Source organism: Actinotalea endophytica (genome assembly GCF_025717005.1).
Classification (GTDB): domain Bacteria; phylum Actinomycetota; class Actinomycetes; order Actinomycetales; family Cellulomonadaceae; genus Actinotalea.
This window is the reverse complement of sequence record NZ_JAOVZU010000014.1, coordinates 16,924-32,335: the sequence shown is the minus strand read 5'-3', so window position 1 is coordinate 32,335 and position 15,412 is coordinate 16,924. Positions and strand designations below refer to the sequence as shown.

The following is a 15,412-nucleotide window of genomic DNA, read 5'->3' as shown; positions in this document are numbered from 1 at the left end:
GAACGGCCTTCGCGCTCAGCGGAGCGCGAAGCCGTGCTCGCGGAGGGTGCCCAGCAGCAGCTCGGCGTGGTCGGCCCCGCGGGTCTCGACCTGCACCGCGATCTCGACGTCGTCGACCGCGAGGTCGGGCGCCGTCCGGTCGTGCTCGACGTGCACGACGTTGCCGCCGGCCGCGGCGATGTCGGTCAGGAGCGCCGCGAGGTGGCCGGGAGTGTCGTCCACCCGGACCCGCAGCTGCAGGTACCGGCCGGCCGCGACCAGACCGTGACGGACCACCCGGAGCAGCAGCAGCGGGTCGATGTTCCCGCCGGACAGCACCACGACGGCGGGCGTCTCGACCTCGAGCCCGGCCATCAGCGCCGCGACCCCGGCGGCGCCCGAGGGCTCGACGATCAGCTTGGAGCGCTCGGCGACGTGCAGCAGCGCGCGCGAGAGGTCCTCCTCCTCGACCGTGACGACCTCGACGCCGGCCGCGACCAGCAGGCCGAACGGCACGTCGCCCGGCCGCGCGATCGCGATGCCGTCGGCCATCGTGGACATCGAGGCGCACGGGATCGGGTGGCCCTCGCGCAGCGAGGTCGGGTACGCGGCCGCTCCGGCGGCCTGCACGCCGACGACCCGGACCCCGGTCCCGGCCAGTGCGACCGCGATCCCCGCGGCGAGCCCGCCGCCACCGATCGGCACGACGACGGTGCGCACGTCGGGCACCTGCTCGAGGATCTCCAGGCCGACCGTCCCCTGGCCGCGAACGATGTCCTCGTGGTCGAACGGGTGGATCAGCACCGCGCCCGTCTCGTCGGCGATCGAGCGCGCCGTGACCAGAGCCTCGTCGACGCTCGAGCCGGCGAAGAGCACCTCGGCGCCGTACCCGCGGGTCGCGGCGACCTTGGGGATCGCGGCGCCCTCGGGCATCACGACGGTCGCCGACAGCCCGAGGATCTGCGCGGCGAGCGCGACGCCCTGAGCATGGTTGCCCGCGCTCGCGGCGATCACCCCCCGGGCCTTCTCCTCGGCGCTCAGGCGCGAGATCCGGGTGTAGGCGCCGCGGATCTTGAACGACCCGGCCCGCTGCAGGTTCTCGCACTTCAGCGTCACCGGACCGCCGACCAGCTCGGCGAGGGCCCGGCTGTGCACCACCGGCGTGCGGATCGCCACACCTTCGAGCGGGCCTGCCGCTGCTTCGACGTCGGCGCGGGTCACGCTCACCGGTCGGTCTCCTCGTCGGTCGTCGTGGACGGGTCTGTCGGGCTCGCGCCACTGACGGGCGGTGGGTCGGTCGGGCTCTCGCCGCGAGCCGGCGCGGGGCCGGCCTCCGCCGTGACGGCCACGACCTCGTCGATCTGCCCGGCGTTCAGGGCGGCGAGCCTCGCGTCGAGCCGCGGCAGGTCGGACCCGAGCTCGGGGAACTTGTCGTGCCCGTGCAGGTAGAGCACCACGGTGTTGAGGGTCGCGACGAACGGCACGGCGAGCAGCGCACCCACCACACCGGCCGCGAGCGACCCTCCGGTGACTGCGAGCAGCACCGCGACGGGGTGCACGCTGACCGCGTGGCCGAGCAGCAGCGGCTGCAGCACGTGGCCCTCGATCTGCTGCACCGCGAGGACGACCGCGAGCATGATCAGCGCGGTGACCGGCCCTTGGTCGACGAGTGCGACGAGCACCGCGATCGCCCCGGTGGTGATGGCCCCGACGAACGGCACGAAGCTCGCCAGGAAGACCAGCACGGTCAGCGGGACGACGAGCGGCAGCCCGAGGATGAGCGCGCCGAGCCCGATGCCGACCGCGTCGATCAGCGCGACCAGGATCTGGGTGCGGGTGAACGCGCTGAGCGTCACCAACCCGCGCCGGCCGGCTTCGTGCACGCGCGGGCGGGACGGCGCCGGGAGCAGCCGCACCAACCAGGTCCAGATCAGCGGGCCGTCCTTGAGGAAGAACAGCAGCGTGAAGAGCGTGATCAGCGCGCCCGCGAGGACGTGCCCGATCGTCGTGGTGACCGACAGCGCACCGGAGAGCAGCGACTGCGAGTTGGAGCCGAGCTGGCTGCCGATCTGGTTCATCCAGCTGTCGAGCTGGCCGGGGTCGAGGCCGAGCGGCCCCTCGGACAGGTAGGTGAGCAGCTCCTGGAGCCCGGCCGCCGCCTGGGCCCACAGGTCCTGGACCCCGGTGATCAGCTGGCGCCCGGCGAGCGTCAGCAGCCCGGCGACCACGCCGACCAGCGCGAGCACGGCGACCACCGCCGCACCACCACGCCACATCCGCAGCCGGTCGACCAGGAGGTCGACCAGGGGCTGGAGCAGCACGCACAGCAGCAGGGCGATGACCACCGGCACCCACAGCAGCTTCGCGACCGAGAGCAGCCCGACGAGGGCCACGACCACCAGCGAGATGACGAGCACACGCCACGACCACGACGCGGCAGCCTTGACCGAGTACGGGACGGCGGCGCTGGGCGACGGGTCGGAGCTCACGGAGCCAGGCTAGGGGTTCGCACCATCCGCGTCGGACTCCGCCGCGAACGCCTCACGTCGTGGCGCGCGGGAACACCGCGGACCTGCCACGACGTTGACCACCCCGGAGGTGCACCCATGTTCGGCATGCTCAACCCCACGATGGTCTCCCCGGAGCACGCGCTCAGGGGCCGCGACGACTACGCATACTGGATCCCCGAGCGGCACGCGGTGCTCGGCACCCCGCTGATGGGCCCGTGGCCCGAGGGCACGGCGGTGCTGCACCTGGCCCTGGGCTGCTTCTGGGGCGCGGAGAAGGCGCTGTGGCAGCTGCCCGGCGTGGTGACGACCGCGGCCGGGTACATGGGCGGGTACACGCCCTTCCCGACCTACGAGGAGACCTGCACCGGTCGGACCGGCCACACCGAGACCGTGCTGGTCGCCTACGACCCGACCGTGCTGTCGCACGCCGAGCTGCTCCGCACGTTCTGGACCCTGCACGACCCGACGCAGGGCTTCCGGCAGGGCAACGACCGCGGGACGCAGTACCGCTCCGCGATCTTCACCACGACGCCCGAGCAGCTCGAGGCGGCGTTCGCCACCCGCGACGCCTACGCCCCCGAGCTGCGCGCGCACGGCTACGGCGACATCACCACCGAGATCCGCTCGGTCGACGACCGCGACGGCGTGCCGGGCGCGGGCCGGTTCTACTACGCCGAGGACTACCACCAGCAGTACCTGCACAAGGTCCCGAACGGCTACTGCCCGGTCCACTCGACGGGCGTCGCCTGCCCGATCCCCGGCTGACGAACGAAGACCGCCGCCCCGGTGCTCTCCCGGGGCGGCGGTCTCGCGATGTTCGTCGGGTCAGCGGCGCGACGTGCCGATGATGTCGACGACGAAGACGAGGGTGTCGTCGCCGCGGATGCCCGCGGCGGGCATGCCGCCGGGGCCGTAGCCGAGGTGCGGCGGGATCGACAGCAGCACGCGCGAGCCGACCTGCTTGCCGACCAGGCCGTCGTCCCAGCCACCGATCACGGCGCCGACGCCGATCGGGAACGAGATCGACGAGCCACGGTCGTAGGAGTTGTCGAACATCCGGCCGCCCCAGCACTGGCCGTAGTAGTTGACCTCGATGGTGTCGCCGGCCGAGACGGTGTCGCCGGAGCCCTGGACGAGCACCTCGACGCCGAGGTCCTCCGGGATGGGCGTCTCGGGGAACGTGAGGACGGGCTTGTCGCCGAAGCCGCCGCTGGCGCTGGGCAGAGTCATGGGTCGCCTTCCTGTCGGTGTGGGCGTCGGCCATCCTCGCAGACAACCGTTGACACGGCTTGGCTAATGGTCTTAGCTTTTCGGTATGACATCACTGACGGGAGCGACCATGAGCATGCTCGAGCGGCCCGACGGCCGGATCGCGTACACCGACGAGGGCACCGGGCCGCTCGTCGTGCTGGTGCCCGGGATGGGCGACACGCAGGCGACCTGGCGCGACGTCGTCGAGGGGCTGCGCGGGTCGTACCGGGTGGTCACGACGGACCTGCGCGGCCACGGCGACTCGGACACGAGCTTCACCCGCCACGGCGACGACGCGACCGGTGAGGACGTGCTCGCCCTGGTCGAGCACCTGGACGCCGGGCCGGCGGTGCTGATGGGGAACTCGATGGGCGCGTCGGCGGCGGTGTGGGCTGCGGCGCAACGGCCCGACCTCGTGGCCGGCCTGGTGCTGGTGTCGCCGCTGCTCTCCACGGGCGGGCGCGCGATGGAGGTGGCCGTGAAGATGACCTTCCGGGTCCTCTTCTCGGGCCCGTGGGGTCCGGCGCTCTGGGGGCGCTACTACACGTCGCCGCTGAGCCGCGGCCGGCGCTCCCCGCGACTCGCCGAGCACGTCGAGCAGGTCGTCGCCGCGTTGCGTCGGCCCGGACGGATGCGAGCGTTCCGCGCGCTCGTGAACCAGCTCGACCATGGTGTGGCCGACGCCGTCGCGGACCAGGTCACGACCCCGGCCGTGGTGGTCGTCGGCGACCGCGACCCGGACTACCGCGACCCGGCCGCGACGCTCGCGACGATGGCGGAGCGCCTGCACGCCTCCGCTGTGCTCGTCCCCGACGTCGCGCACTACGCGCAGCACCAGGCACCCGAGGTCGTGCTCGATGCGACGGAACAGCTCATCGCGTCACTGACGCGCGACGGTGAGCGCTGGGCGGTCCGCGGTGCCTAGGGCCGGCCTCAGCCGGACGCGGGTCGTCGAGATCGCCCTCGCCACGCTCGACGAGGACGGGTGGGACGGCATGACCCTGGGAGCGGTGGCCGCGCGCGCGGGCGTCGCGGTGCCGAGCCTCTACAAGCACGTCGCAGGCCTGCCCGGGCTGCGCCGCGACGTGGCCCTGGTGTGCGTCGAGGAGTTCGACGCCGTGCTCCGCGCCGCGGGGCCCGACGTCGTCGCGCTCGCCCGGGCGGCTCGGCGGTACGGCGTGAGCCGACCGGGCCGCTACGCCGCTGTGCAGGGCGGCGACTGGGCGCACGGGCCGGACGCGCAGGAGCTGGCTGCGGCCTCTGCGGTGACCGTGGAGACGATCGCCGACGCGCTGCGCTCCCTCGGCCTGGAGCCGGGTGCGGAGATCGACGCGGTACGCGCGGTGCGTGCCCTGGTGCACGGGTTCGTCACCCTGCAGGCCGCGGGCGGATTCGGCCTGCCCGACGACGTGGACGCGAGCTTCGATCGCGCGGTGGCCTCGCTGGTCGCCGGCCTCACCCGCTGAGGAAACCGGCCCCGCGTCATTCACCACGACAGGGGCGCGTCACGCGGACGTGCTGAGTTTCGAGGACAGACCCCGTATCGCCCGAAGCGCGACCCACCCGGTAACCGCCTCCGAGACCCGCATCACCCGACACACGCCCCACCCGGCCACCACCTCCCAGACCCGCATCACCCGACACACGCCCCACCCGGCCACCACCTCCCAGACCCGCATCGGCCGACGCGCGGCCAGGTCCGGCGTCGGTGGAGGCGCACGACCGATGGCGACACCGCACTGTCCCGGCAGACGGCACCGCTCCCTCGACGCGTCGAACGATGCACGACCCGGAGAGCAGCACCGCTCCCTCGGCGTACCGAACGATGCAGGATTCGGACGACACCACCGCCACCCCGACGTACCGAACGATGCAGGATTCGGACGACACCACCGCCACCCCGACGTACCGAACGATGCAGGCGGTCGCGTCCGCTCGTCGACCGCGGGCCAGTGCACCCGAGCGGGGTCGCGCTCTCCGGCGCATCAGTCGGGTCGCACCGGGGATACGAGAGGGCCGACCGCACGAGGCGGTCGGCCCTTTCGCCGACAGTCAGTTCCAGCCGACGGTCAGTTCCGGTTGAAGATCGCAAGCAGGCGCAGCAGCTCCAGGTACAGCCAGATCAGGGTGACCATCAGGCCGAACGCCGCTGACCAGGCGTACCGGGCCGGCACGCCGCGCTGCACGCCGCGCTTGATCGAGTCGAAGTCCACGATCAGCGACATCGACGCCAGGACCACGCCGACCAGGCCGGCAAGGATCCCCCAGCCGCCGTTGCGCAGCGGGCCGAAGCCGTCGCTCGCCATGAAGAACGAGAGCCCGAAGTTCAGCAGCGAGAAGAGCAGGTAGCCGCCCATCGCGACGAGCAGGAACCGCGTGAACTTCGGCGTGACCCGCACCTTGCCCGAGCTGTACAGCGCGAGCGCCGCGCCGAACGTCGCGAAGGTGGCCAGGACCGCCTGCAGCACGATCGGCTGCGCCGTCCCGGTCGTGGTGCCCTCGACCACGATGTACTGGAACAGGAAGCTGATCTGGCCGAGCAGCATGCCCTCGAAGACCGTGTAGCCGATGATCAGCGCCGGGCTCGGCTCGCGCTTGAACGCGTTGACCAGGCCGAGCACCAGGCCGCCGAGCATCCCGATCCACAGCAGGTACGGCATGGTCGGGGTGAGGTACCAGGCGACCGCCGCGACCGCGACGAGCAGCACGAGCAGCCCGGCGGTCTTGACGATCACGTCGTCGTAGGTGAGGCGCTTGGTGTCGCGCGTGGTCGCGCTCGGGGCGCCGTACATGGTCTCGAGGGACGCAGCGTCCACGCCGGCCTGCGCGGTGGTCCCGTACCCGGCGGTGCCGTACTGAACGGGCCCCTGCGACGTCGCGGTACCGGCGCGGCCGCGGCGAGGCTCGCCGAAGACGTCGCTGGAGTTGAAGACGGGGTTGGCCACTGTTCCTCCTGGTCTGCGCGCGGGCGCGCGCGGGTCTGCGCCCATCCTGCCCTGGTCAACGTACGTATGCCCAAGTTCGTTCCCGGGCGTCGGGTGCCGCGCCTCGCGACGGGCCCGGGCGGCGCCCCGCTCAGTCCGCCCAGCGACGCCACGCATGGCGGACCAGACGTCGCGCCTCACGCCTCGCAACCTCCTCGGACGACGCGAGCCGCTCGTGCAGCGCACCGAGCGAGAAGGCCGGGGCCCCGGCCGCGAGCGCCGACTCGGCCAGCGCGCGCAACCGCGCCTGCGCGACCACGTCGTCCTGGTGCGCGCCGAGCAGGTCCTGTACCTGGGTGAGATCCGCCACCACGACGTGGGCGCGCTCCCCAGCACGAGGAACGACGACCTCCGTGGCGTAGCGGGCGCGCTTGGCGGCCTTGCGCACGGCGTGCAACGCCGCCGCAGCCTCGGGCGTGCCGCGAGCCGCACGCGCCGCACGCAACGACCGGCGTACCCGGCGCAGGTCGTGCCGGACCGAGGCGCGGACGCCGCGCCTCGGCTTCCCGTCGGTCACCCGCGGCGGCAGCGACCCGCCTGCAACCAGCGCCTCAAGGTCCTCGAGCAGCGCGAGGTACCGCGGCGACCCGAGCTCGGCGAGCAGCGCAGCACGGGCCGCCGCGAGGTCGGCGGTGAGCTCCTCAATCGTCTGGCGCTCGCTGGCCCGGCTGCGGAGGTCAGTCGGCAGCGCGGCGAGCTCGGTAGGCAGGCGCTCGAGCAGCACCTCCGCGTCCCGCGCCGCGGACGCCTCCGTCGCCAGGTGCCGCAGCTCGTCGCGCAGGTGCGTCACGAGAGCCGGCTCGAGCAGGCGCCGATGCGTCGCGAGCGTGCTGCGCAGGCGGCGCGTCGCCACCCGGAGGTCGTGGACCCCCTCGGGCTGGTCGAGCCGCACCCGCGCGTCGGCGTCGACCAGCGCATCCACCTGAGCGCGCAGGTAGGTGAGGACCAGACCGGGAAGCTTGCGCGGCCGCCGCACCGGCGGACGGACCGCTGCGGGCGTGCCGAGCGCGCGCCCGAGCTTCGACGGGCCACCGGCCGGTCGTGCCCCGGCGTCCAGGAGCACATGGACCGCAGCCTCGAGCAGCTCCGGTCCACCCGCCACGAGCTCGACCTCGACCTCGCGCCACGACTGCGCCGGGCCGCCGGGCGCCTGCGCGGTGACCCGGTCGTCCGCGAGCTCGGCCAGCACCGTGCCGTCCGCCGCGACCAGGTTGCGCACGTGGCGGATGGTGACGAGCTCCATCACCGGCTCGAGCGCCGCGCCGCGCGTGCGCGCCGTGACCGCGTCCGCGAGCGCGGTCGGCACCGCGTGCGGGGGCCGGGGGTGCTCGCGCCGAACCTCGAGGCGTGCGCCGTCGGGACCGGCCGGCAGCTTCAGGTGCCACCCGGCGTCGTGACCGCCGGTCCTGCGGCGCAACGTCGCGCGGGCCGCGAGAAGCCGGTGGTCAGCGGTGTCGTGGTAGGTCGCGACGAGCTCGTGCTCGCCCCCGTCCTCGACGTGGTCCACGCCCGGTACCTCTGTGAGGTCCGGGACCGTGAAGTCGGCGTCGACGTCCAGCTTGACCTCACGCTCCACCGCGGTCGTGGTCACGCGCACTCCTCCCCACCCGGGTCGCCCCCTCGGACTCGCAGTGCCCCCGGCAGGGCTCGAACCTGCACTGGGCCGGGTTTAAGCCGGCTGCCTCTGCCAGTTGGGCTACGGGGGCGCTGAGGGGTCGCGACGACCCAGCAGCATCCTGCCAGCGATGCCGCCCCCGTTCCTCACTCCTCCTCGGTGGCCTCGCGCTGCGCCTCGGCCGCCACCTCGGGATCGGCCGCGTCCTTCGCGGCGTCCTTCGCAGCGTCCTTCGCGGCGCCAGCCGAACCCGGCTTCGTCGGCGGCACCGCCGCGGCCCGGAACTCGGCCCGGGGGTCGTGCAGCGTCCCGAGCGCGACGACCTCGCGACGGAACAGCAGGGTCGCGGTCCACCCCGAGGCGATCCGGAACTTCCGGTTCAGGGTCGGCATCGCATAGAGGTGGTACGTGCGGTGCAGGAACCAGGCGAGCAGTCCGCGGACCTTGAACCGGCCGAACATCTGCGCGACGCCCTGGTGCATGCCGAGCGAGGCGACCGTGCCGACGTTCGAGTGCTTGTACTCGTGCACCGGGGCCGAGCGCAGGTAGGCAGCCATGTTGTCGCCGAGCACCTTGGCCTCGCGCAGCGCGTGCTGCGCGTTCGGCGGGCAGAACTGCCCCGGGTTCAGCAGGTCCGGAACCGCCGCACAGTCCCCCGCGGCCCAGGCCCCTTCGACCACGGTCCCGTCTTCGTCGGCCACCTGCAGCGTCGCCGAGCAGCGCACCCGGCCGAGCTGGTCCAGCGGCAGGTCCGAGTCCGCGAGCACCGGGTTCGCCTTCACCCCTGCGGTCCAGACCACGGTCTCCGAGTCGTACTCGGTGCCGTCGGAGAGCACCACGTGGCGGTCCACGCAGGACTTCAGGAACGTCGACAGGTGGATGTCGATGTTCCGCTTGCGCAGCTGGTCCAGCGTGTAGCCGCCCAGCTCGGCGCTGACCTCCGGCAGGATCCGCGGGCTCGCCTCGACCAGCACGAAGTGCAGGTCCTCGGGGCTGATCGTCTCGTAGCCCTCGACCGCGTCCCGCGCCATGTCCTCGAGCTCGGCGAGCGCCTCGATGCCCGCGAACCCGCCACCGACGAACGTGAACGTGAGCATCCGCTCGCGCAGCTCCGGGTCCCACGTGCTCGCCGCGAGATCGATCCGGCCGAGCACGTGGTTGCGCAGCGCGATGGCCTCCTCGACGTTCTTGAAGCCGACCCCGACCTCCGCAAGACCCGGGATCGGCAGCGTGCGCGCGACCGCGCCGAGGCCGACGACGAGGTGGTCGTAGGTCACCCAGTACGGGTCACCCTCCTCCGGTGTGACCTCGACCTTGCGCTCCGCGTGCACGATCCGGCTGACCTTGCCCTGCAGCGAGTCGATGCCCGGCAGCGCGAACCGGTGGGGAGCCACCACGTGCCGCGGGTCGATGGACCCGGCCGCGACCTCGGGGAGGAACGGGGCGTACGTCATGTACGGCCTCGGGTCGACCACGACGATCGCCGCCTCGCGCCGGCCGAGCCGCTTGCGCAGCCGGCGCGCCGTGTACAGCCCGACGGTGCCGCCGCCCAGGATCAGCACCCGGGGAACCTTGCGCGGTTTCGTAGCCGCTGCCGCCTCAGCTGGGGTCGTCATGACGCCACGGTATGGCGGTCCGCGCACAGGCACCACGTGGGGAGGCGATCGACTGCCGGTGTCACGCGCACCCGGCGACCGGGTCGAAGTGTGCCGCAGATCACACCACGGAGGGTTACGACCCGGTACTTTTGGCCCGGCCGCCCACGCCTCAGAGGCTCGGCCCTCCACACCCACCTCGACGGGGAGACTCGATGTCCTTGCAGCGCTCGCGGCTGCGCTGGGTCGTCATCGGCGCGTCGGTCGCGCTCATGCTCCTCGTCCAGCTCGTCGCCGCCGGCATCACCGGCTCGGCGGCGGAGCGCACGGCGCTCGACGTGGCCGCGGACGCGATCGACCGGGAGGGTGAGACCACGGTCGAGTCGGTGCTGCGGCACCTCGACCCCGCCGAGCAGTCCGTCGAGGTGACCGCGCGGCTGATCGCCGGAGACCTGCTCGACCTCGCCGCACCCGGCCTCGAGCGCTACCTGTACACGCAGCTCGCGGTGATGCCGCAGACCACCGGCATCTTCGTCGGCTACCCGGACGGTGCGTTCGTGTTCGTCACGCGCGACGGCGACGGGTACCGGACCAAGCGGATCACCACGCAGCCGACCCGCAGCGTCGTGGTCACCGAGCTCGACAGCGACTTCGACGTGCTCTCGGTGGACACCCCGCAGGACGAGTACGACCCCCGGGAACGACCCTGGTACGGCAAGGCGGTCGAGTCGGACGACGTCACCTGGACCGACCCCTACGTGTTCTTCACCTCGGGCCACCCCGGCGTGACCGCGAGCCGCGCCGTGGTGGGCGCCGACGGCGCGGTCGACGCCGTGGTCGGGGTGGACGTCGAGCTCAGCGGGCTCACCCAGTTCATCGACGAGCTCGCGGTGTCCGCGAACGGGGAGGCATTCATCGTCTCCGGGGACACCGTCGTGGCCGCGCCGTCGCGCTACACCGAGCAGTCGACCGTCGACGAGGACGGCTCGCTGCGCCTGCTCACGACCAGCGAGCTCGGCATCGACACGCTCGTCGAGGCGTCGTCCGGCGTCGCGGTCACTGTCACGGTGATGGACGGCGAGCGCCAGCTCGTGCGGCGCACGGACTTCCCTGCGGACAACGGGCTCGGCTGGTCGGCCGTGATCCGGGCGCCGCAGAGCGACTTCACCGAGGCGGTGCGCCAGCAGCAGCGCGCCATGACCCTGGTCTGGCTGGCCGGCGCCGTCGTGCTCGCGCTCGCCGCGGTCGTGATGTTCCGGGTCACCCGCCCGCTGCGCCGGCTCCAGGACGACGCGACGCTCGACCCGCTCACCGGCGTCGTCAACCGGCGGGCCCTCGCCGAGCTCGGTGCCCGCGTCGTGGCCGACGCCGCGCGGCGCGGGCAGGTGACCGCCGTCCTCGTGATCGACCTGGACGACTTCAAGTCGCTCAACGACGCGCGTGGTCACGCGGTCGGCGACGAGGCGCTGCGCGGCGTCGGCGACACGTTGCGTGAGCTCACGAGGCCGGGGGACGTCGTGGGCCGGCTCGGCGGCGACGAGTTCGTCGTGGTCTCCGCCGTCGCCGACGCGAAGGACGCCTCCGGCCTGGCCCAACGCGTGGTCGACGGCGTGACCACGAACCTGCGCAGGGCCCACCCCGAGTTCACCGGTCTGGGCGCCTCCGCGGGGCTGTGCGTCACCGCCGGCCACGACGACTTCGACCTCATGCTGCGCCGCGCGGACGAGGCGCTGATCGCGCAGAAGAGCCAGCGCAAGGGCCGGGTCCGCTTCTGCGCCACGGCCGCCGAGGAGTGACCTAGGCGAGCGGACCGGCGGCGAGCACGGCCGTCGCCACCGCGTCGTCGAGCATCGCGGCGGTCAGCCGCCCGGTCGAGGTGTTCTGCTGCGAGACGTGGTAGCAGCCCACCAGGGTCACCGCGACACCGTCCGGCCTGGTCAGCGTCGCGGTCGCGCCGTGGCCGAACCGGGGGGCCGGCCGCGGCACCACCCAGCCCGCGTCGCGCGCCGCGGCCAGTGACGCGGCCCAGCCGATCCCGCCCAGCGCGAGCAGCGAACGCACACCCCGCAACAGCTCGAGCTCGCGGCGCAGCCAAGGTGCGCAGGTGTGCCGCTCGGCCGTCGTCGGCACGTTGTCCGGCGGCACGCACCGCACGGGCGCGACCATCCGCGCGCCGACCAGGCGTAGCCCGTCCGCCCCATCGGTGCTGGTGGGCGAGGTCGCGAGCCCGGCCCGGTGCAGTGCGGCGGTGATCCAGTCGCCGGACCGGTCGCCGGTGAACAGCCGCCCCGTGCGGTTCGCGCCGTGCGCACCGGGCGCCAGCCCGACCACGAGCACCCGGGCGTCGGGGTCTCCGAACGACGGCACGGGCCGCCCCCAGTACGGCTCCCCCAGGTACGCCCGCCGCTTGGTGACGGCGACCTCCTCGCGCCACGCGACCAGCCGCGGGCACGCGCGGCACACGCTCGACGCCGCCTGCAACGCGTCGAGGTCCGCGGATGCGGCGACCGCGACGACGTCGGCCGGGCCCGCCGCGGCGGGCGTCGCGGCGTCCGCCGGGTCGCCCGGCCAACCGGCTCCTGGCGGGACGGGCGACTCGAAGACCTGCCCGGTGCGCGGGTGTGGCAGGGTCACGAGTAGCGCTCGCCCGCGGCGTCCATGCGGTGCACCAGGACGGCCGGCAGCCCACCCGACCTCAGCGCCTCGAGCACCCGCAGCTCGTGCGGGACCACCGGCTCCGGCAGTGCGTCGAGCGCGAACCAGTCCATCGCGGCCGTCCGGTGCGGCTCGCGGACCGAAGGCTCGCCGGTCCAGCGGCGGGTCTCGAAGAACACGTCGATCCGCTGTTCCACCGGCGGCCCGCCGGCCTCGAAGCGGTGCATCGCGGTCAGCGGGACGAGGTCGGCCGGGTCGACGTCGACCCCGCCCTCCTCGTGCGCCTCGCGCACCACGGCGTCCACCACCGACTCCCCCGGGTCGACGTGCCCGGCGAGCAGCGCCCAGTGGCCGTCGCGGTACCCGGTCCCGGCTCGCAGCTGGAGCAGCACCTCGTCGCCTCGACGCAGCACGAGGTAGGCGGCGGCGACCAGCAGGGTGCGGTCCTCGAGCACGGCCCGACCCTAGCCCTGCACGCCGGCGGCGCTCATCGCGAGCCCGTCGAGGATGTCGCGCTCCGAGGTCACGACACCGGTCAGCTCACCGCCGTGCGACGCCACCTCGTCCTGGACCCGCGCGACCACGTCCGCCCAGACCAGCGCCCCGGCGCCGATCACGTCGACCCTCCCGGGGTGCACGTACGGCAGCGCGGCACGCTCGGCACGCGTCATGGCGAGCAGCGAGCGGCACGCCTCGAGGGTCTGCGTGACGCCGAGCACGGCTCCGTCCACCCGGGCGGAGTCGTAGCGGTCCAGGCGCAGCGCGTGCGCGGTGATCGTGGTCACCGTCCCCGCCACGCCGACCAGGGTCGCGGCGTCACCGAGCGCCACGTGCAGCGCAGCCTCGTCCAGGGCCTCGGCGATGTCCGCGCAGGCTGCCGCGGCCTGCTCCGCGGTCGGCGGGTCGCCGAAGGCGTGCCGTTCGTGCAGTCGCACCGACCCAACGTCCATCGAGAACGCCGCGGTCATCGACCCCGCACCGAGCACGAGCTCGGTCGAGCCACCACCGAGGTCGCAGACCAGGAACGGCGCCGGGTGCCGGCCGGCGAGCGCGGACGTCGCGCCGCGGAACGACAGCTCGGCCTCCTCGGCGCCGGTGAGCACCTCGGGCTCGACCCCGATCGCGTCCAGCACGCCGGCGACGAACTCGTCCCGGTTGCTCGCGTCACGACTCGCCGACGTCGCGGCGAAGCGGGTCGCGGTCACGCCGAGCTCGGCGGCCTCGGCCGCGTAGCGCCGGGTCACCTCGAGCGTGCGGGCCAGGGCCTGCGGGGCGATCCGTCCGGTGCGGTCCACTCCCTCACCCAGGCGCACGACCTCCTGGCGGCGCACCACGTCGGCCACCCGGCCGCTCGCCGGGTCGACGTCCGCCACCAGCAGGCGCAGCGAGTTCGTGCCGCAGTCCACAGCGGCCACGCGCGTCACGGGGCGCCACCCGTCCCGGCACCGCCCGCGGTCCGCGCGGCGTTCGTGAGGCCGTTCGCGGGGACGTTCCTGGGAACGCTCATGGGCACCAGCACACCCGGGGCGACCACTCGTGCTCGATCAGGGTGAGGGTCTCGTCGCCCAGCGGCGTGACGCCCGGGCCGACCGCGAGGGCATGGCCCACGAGCACGTGCAGGCACTTGACCCGGGTCGGCATGCCGCCCGCCGACACCCCGGCGATCTCCGGGACGTCACCGAGCTCCGCCCGCCGGGCGAGGTAGTCCTCGTGGGCCCGCGCGTGCGCGGCGGCCAGCTCCGGGTCGGCCGCGAGCCGTTCGTTCATCTCCTTCATCGCGCCGCCGGCCTCGAGGCGCGAGACGGCCGCCACCGCGACCGGGTGCGTCAGGTAGTAGGTCGTCGGGAACGGCGTGCCGTCCTCGAGCCGCGGCGCGGTCCGCACCACGGTGGGCCGGCCGCACACGCACCGGGCGGCGACGTCGACCACCCCCCGAGGCACGCGGCCGAGCTGCGCGGCCAGCGTCGCGAGGTCCGCCTCGGTCGCGGGGGTCGGGCCGTACGCCGCCGGCTCCTCGGCCATCAGCCGTCGCCTTCGTCGGCCGGGTCCTCGGCGGTGCCGGTCGCGGGGTCCTCCGCGGGGCCGAGCTCGCCGTCCGACGCCTCGGTCCCGGCCGACCCGCCGCCGGGCAGCGGCGCCTCGCCGGCCAGCTGGACCGACTCCCAGACCGTCGTGTACCAGGGCGCCGCGGAGCCGCCGACCGGCAGGGCCAGGCCGGTCTCGGAGTCCGGGTCGGACGAGGAGACATGGCTCTCCTCCTGCACGACCTCCGGGTCGATCACGCGGTAAGCGGTCTCGCCCGGCATCACGTAGGACAGCCGCTCACGGGCCTGCGCGATCACGTACGCGTCGGTCTGCCACCGGGCGAGGTCGGCGTTCAGCTGCTCCTCACGCGCCTCGGCGGCGGCGACCTCCGCGGCGAGCGCGTCGAGCTCGGTGCGCTGCCCGAGGTAGGCCCGCACGGTCGGGAACACCATGGCGAACGCGATCAGCGCCACGACGCCGAGCAGCAGCGCACGCACCGAGAGCAACCGGGCGAGGTCGACGCCGCCGGTGCGCTCCTCGCGACGCGGCGCGCGGCTCGAGCGGGCCGGGCGCGTGGACGAGTCACGGCGCTGCTGGGCCGGTCCGCCTGCCGGCCCGTGGGCGTGCGGAAGCGTCGGCCGTCGGGTCACCCCTTGATCGTGCCACCCGGATCCCCGGGCGCGCGGGCGGGCGCGCCGGACACCTCCCGTCGAGGCGTCGCGGGAACGACGAGGGGGGGGGGGGGGGGGGGGGCGGGGCCCCGGCGGCGGGCGGGGGGGGGGGGGGGGGGGGGGGGGG

General features: G+C 74.0%; 15 protein-coding genes and 1 tRNA gene. 4 read left to right on the top strand and 12 right to left on the bottom strand.

Annotated features, from left to right (window positions below):
- Window positions 1-15 precede the first annotated feature (15 nt).
- Window positions 16-1,206 (bottom strand): threonine ammonia-lyase, encoded by a 1,191-nt coding sequence (gene ilvA, locus OEB99_RS18875; protein WP_263578852.1) that lies wholly within the window; start codon window positions 1,204-1,206, stop codon window positions 16-18.
- On the bottom strand, window positions 1,203-2,468 hold the full coding sequence (locus OEB99_RS18870) for an AI-2E family transporter (protein WP_263578851.1): 1,266 nt from the start codon (window positions 2,466-2,468) through the stop codon (window positions 1,203-1,205). Before OEB99_RS18870 ends, ilvA begins: the two co-directional genes overlap by 4 nt.
- Before the next feature lie 117 nt (window positions 2,469-2,585).
- Here OEB99_RS18870 and msrA point away from each other — a divergent pair, with 117 nt between their 5' ends.
- Window positions 2,586-3,254, top strand: coding sequence for a peptide-methionine (S)-S-oxide reductase MsrA (gene msrA / locus OEB99_RS18865; protein ID WP_263578850.1), 669 nt, complete (start codon window positions 2,586-2,588; stop codon window positions 3,252-3,254).
- 60 nt (window positions 3,255-3,314) lie between these two features.
- Here the strand turns inward: msrA and OEB99_RS18860 are convergent, their stop codons facing one another.
- Complete coding sequence (locus tag OEB99_RS18860; RefSeq protein ID WP_263578849.1) at window positions 3,315-3,719, bottom strand: FKBP-type peptidyl-prolyl cis-trans isomerase; 405 nt, start codon at window positions 3,717-3,719, stop codon at window positions 3,315-3,317.
- A gap of 85 nt (window positions 3,720-3,804) precedes the next feature.
- Between OEB99_RS18860 and OEB99_RS18855 the strand changes: the two genes are divergently transcribed.
- Both OEB99_RS18855 and OEB99_RS18850 read left to right on the top strand, forming a co-directional pair.
- Entirely contained in the window at window positions 3,805-4,665 is an 861-nt protein-coding gene (locus OEB99_RS18855; RefSeq protein WP_263578848.1) for an alpha/beta fold hydrolase, read from the top strand.
- Window positions 4,658-5,206 (top strand): TetR/AcrR family transcriptional regulator, encoded by a 549-nt coding sequence (locus tag OEB99_RS18850; RefSeq protein WP_263578847.1) that lies wholly within the window; start codon window positions 4,658-4,660, stop codon window positions 5,204-5,206. Before OEB99_RS18855 ends, OEB99_RS18850 begins: the two co-directional genes overlap by 8 nt.
- A gap of 603 nt (window positions 5,207-5,809) precedes the next feature.
- Here the strand turns inward: OEB99_RS18850 and OEB99_RS18845 are convergent.
- The 4 genes from OEB99_RS18845 to OEB99_RS18830 all read right to left on the bottom strand — a co-directional run bounded on the left by OEB99_RS18845 (window position 5,810) and on the right by OEB99_RS18830 (window position 9,955).
- The gene (locus tag OEB99_RS18845; protein WP_263578846.1) at window positions 5,810-6,685 is read right to left on the bottom strand and encodes a Bax inhibitor-1/YccA family protein; all 876 of its coding nucleotides are present in this window, start codon (window positions 6,683-6,685) and stop codon (window positions 5,810-5,812) included.
- A 130-nt stretch (window positions 6,686-6,815) separates the two neighbouring features.
- The gene (locus OEB99_RS18840; RefSeq protein WP_263578845.1) at window positions 6,816-8,315 is read right to left on the bottom strand and encodes a CYTH and CHAD domain-containing protein; all 1,500 of its coding nucleotides are present in this window, start codon (window positions 8,313-8,315) and stop codon (window positions 6,816-6,818) included.
- Between the two features lie 41 nt (window positions 8,316-8,356).
- Window positions 8,357-8,430: transfer RNA gene (locus OEB99_RS18835), tRNA-Leu, on the bottom strand.
- Between the two features lie 55 nt (window positions 8,431-8,485).
- Complete coding sequence (locus tag OEB99_RS18830; protein ID WP_263578844.1) at window positions 8,486-9,955, bottom strand: NAD(P)/FAD-dependent oxidoreductase; 1,470 nt, start codon at window positions 9,953-9,955, stop codon at window positions 8,486-8,488.
- 194 nt (window positions 9,956-10,149) lie between these two features.
- Here OEB99_RS18830 and OEB99_RS18825 point away from each other — a divergent pair, with 194 nt between their 5' ends.
- Window positions 10,150-11,730 (top strand): diguanylate cyclase domain-containing protein, encoded by a 1,581-nt coding sequence (locus OEB99_RS18825; RefSeq protein ID WP_263578843.1) that lies wholly within the window; start codon window positions 10,150-10,152, stop codon window positions 11,728-11,730.
- 1 nt (window position 11,731) lies between these two features.
- On the opposite strand, the gene OEB99_RS18820 is transcribed toward OEB99_RS18825, so the two are convergent.
- The 5 genes from OEB99_RS18820 to OEB99_RS18800 form a co-directional block, all read right to left on the bottom strand.
- Window positions 11,732-12,568, bottom strand: a complete 837-nt coding sequence (locus OEB99_RS18820; protein WP_411910710.1) for a uracil-DNA glycosylase — start codon at window positions 12,566-12,568, stop codon at window positions 11,732-11,734.
- The gene (locus OEB99_RS18815; RefSeq protein WP_263578842.1) at window positions 12,565-13,044 is read right to left on the bottom strand and encodes an NUDIX hydrolase; all 480 of its coding nucleotides are present in this window, start codon (window positions 13,042-13,044) and stop codon (window positions 12,565-12,567) included. Before OEB99_RS18815 ends, OEB99_RS18820 begins: the two co-directional genes overlap by 4 nt.
- Before the next feature lie 9 nt (window positions 13,045-13,053).
- Window positions 13,054-14,013, bottom strand: a complete 960-nt coding sequence (locus tag OEB99_RS18810; RefSeq protein WP_263578841.1) for a Ppx/GppA phosphatase family protein — start codon at window positions 14,011-14,013, stop codon at window positions 13,054-13,056.
- Between the two features lie 79 nt (window positions 14,014-14,092).
- A complete protein-coding gene (locus OEB99_RS18805) occupies window positions 14,093-14,611 on the bottom strand; it encodes a DUF501 domain-containing protein (protein ID WP_263578840.1) in 519 nt (172 codons plus the stop codon).
- Window positions 14,611-15,264, bottom strand: a complete 654-nt coding sequence (locus OEB99_RS18800; RefSeq protein ID WP_263578839.1) for an FtsB family cell division protein — start codon at window positions 15,262-15,264, stop codon at window positions 14,611-14,613. The genes OEB99_RS18805 and OEB99_RS18800 overlap by 1 nt, the downstream gene beginning before the upstream one ends.
- Window positions 15,265-15,412 lie beyond the last annotated feature (148 nt).

What these genes read in the sequence shown, in the direction of transcription:
- msrA (WP_263578850.1), top strand. Translation starts at nt 2,586, where the DNA reads ATGTTCGGCATGCTCAACCCCACGATGGTCTCCCCGGAGCACGCGCTC.
- OEB99_RS18860 (WP_263578849.1), bottom strand. Translation starts at nt 3,719, where the DNA reads ATGACTCTGCCCAGCGCCAGCGGCGGCTTCGGCGACAAGCCCGTCCTC.
- OEB99_RS18855 (WP_263578848.1), top strand. Translation starts at nt 3,805, where the DNA reads ATGACATCACTGACGGGAGCGACCATGAGCATGCTCGAGCGGCCCGAC.
- OEB99_RS18830 (WP_263578844.1), bottom strand. Translation starts at nt 9,955, where the DNA reads ATGACGACCCCAGCTGAGGCGGCAGCGGCTACGAAACCGCGCAAGGTT.
- OEB99_RS18825 (WP_263578843.1), top strand. Translation starts at nt 10,150, where the DNA reads ATGTCCTTGCAGCGCTCGCGGCTGCGCTGGGTCGTCATCGGCGCGTCG.
- OEB99_RS18805 (WP_263578840.1), bottom strand. Translation starts at nt 14,611, where the DNA reads ATGGCCGAGGAGCCGGCGGCGTACGGCCCGACCCCCGCGACCGAGGCG.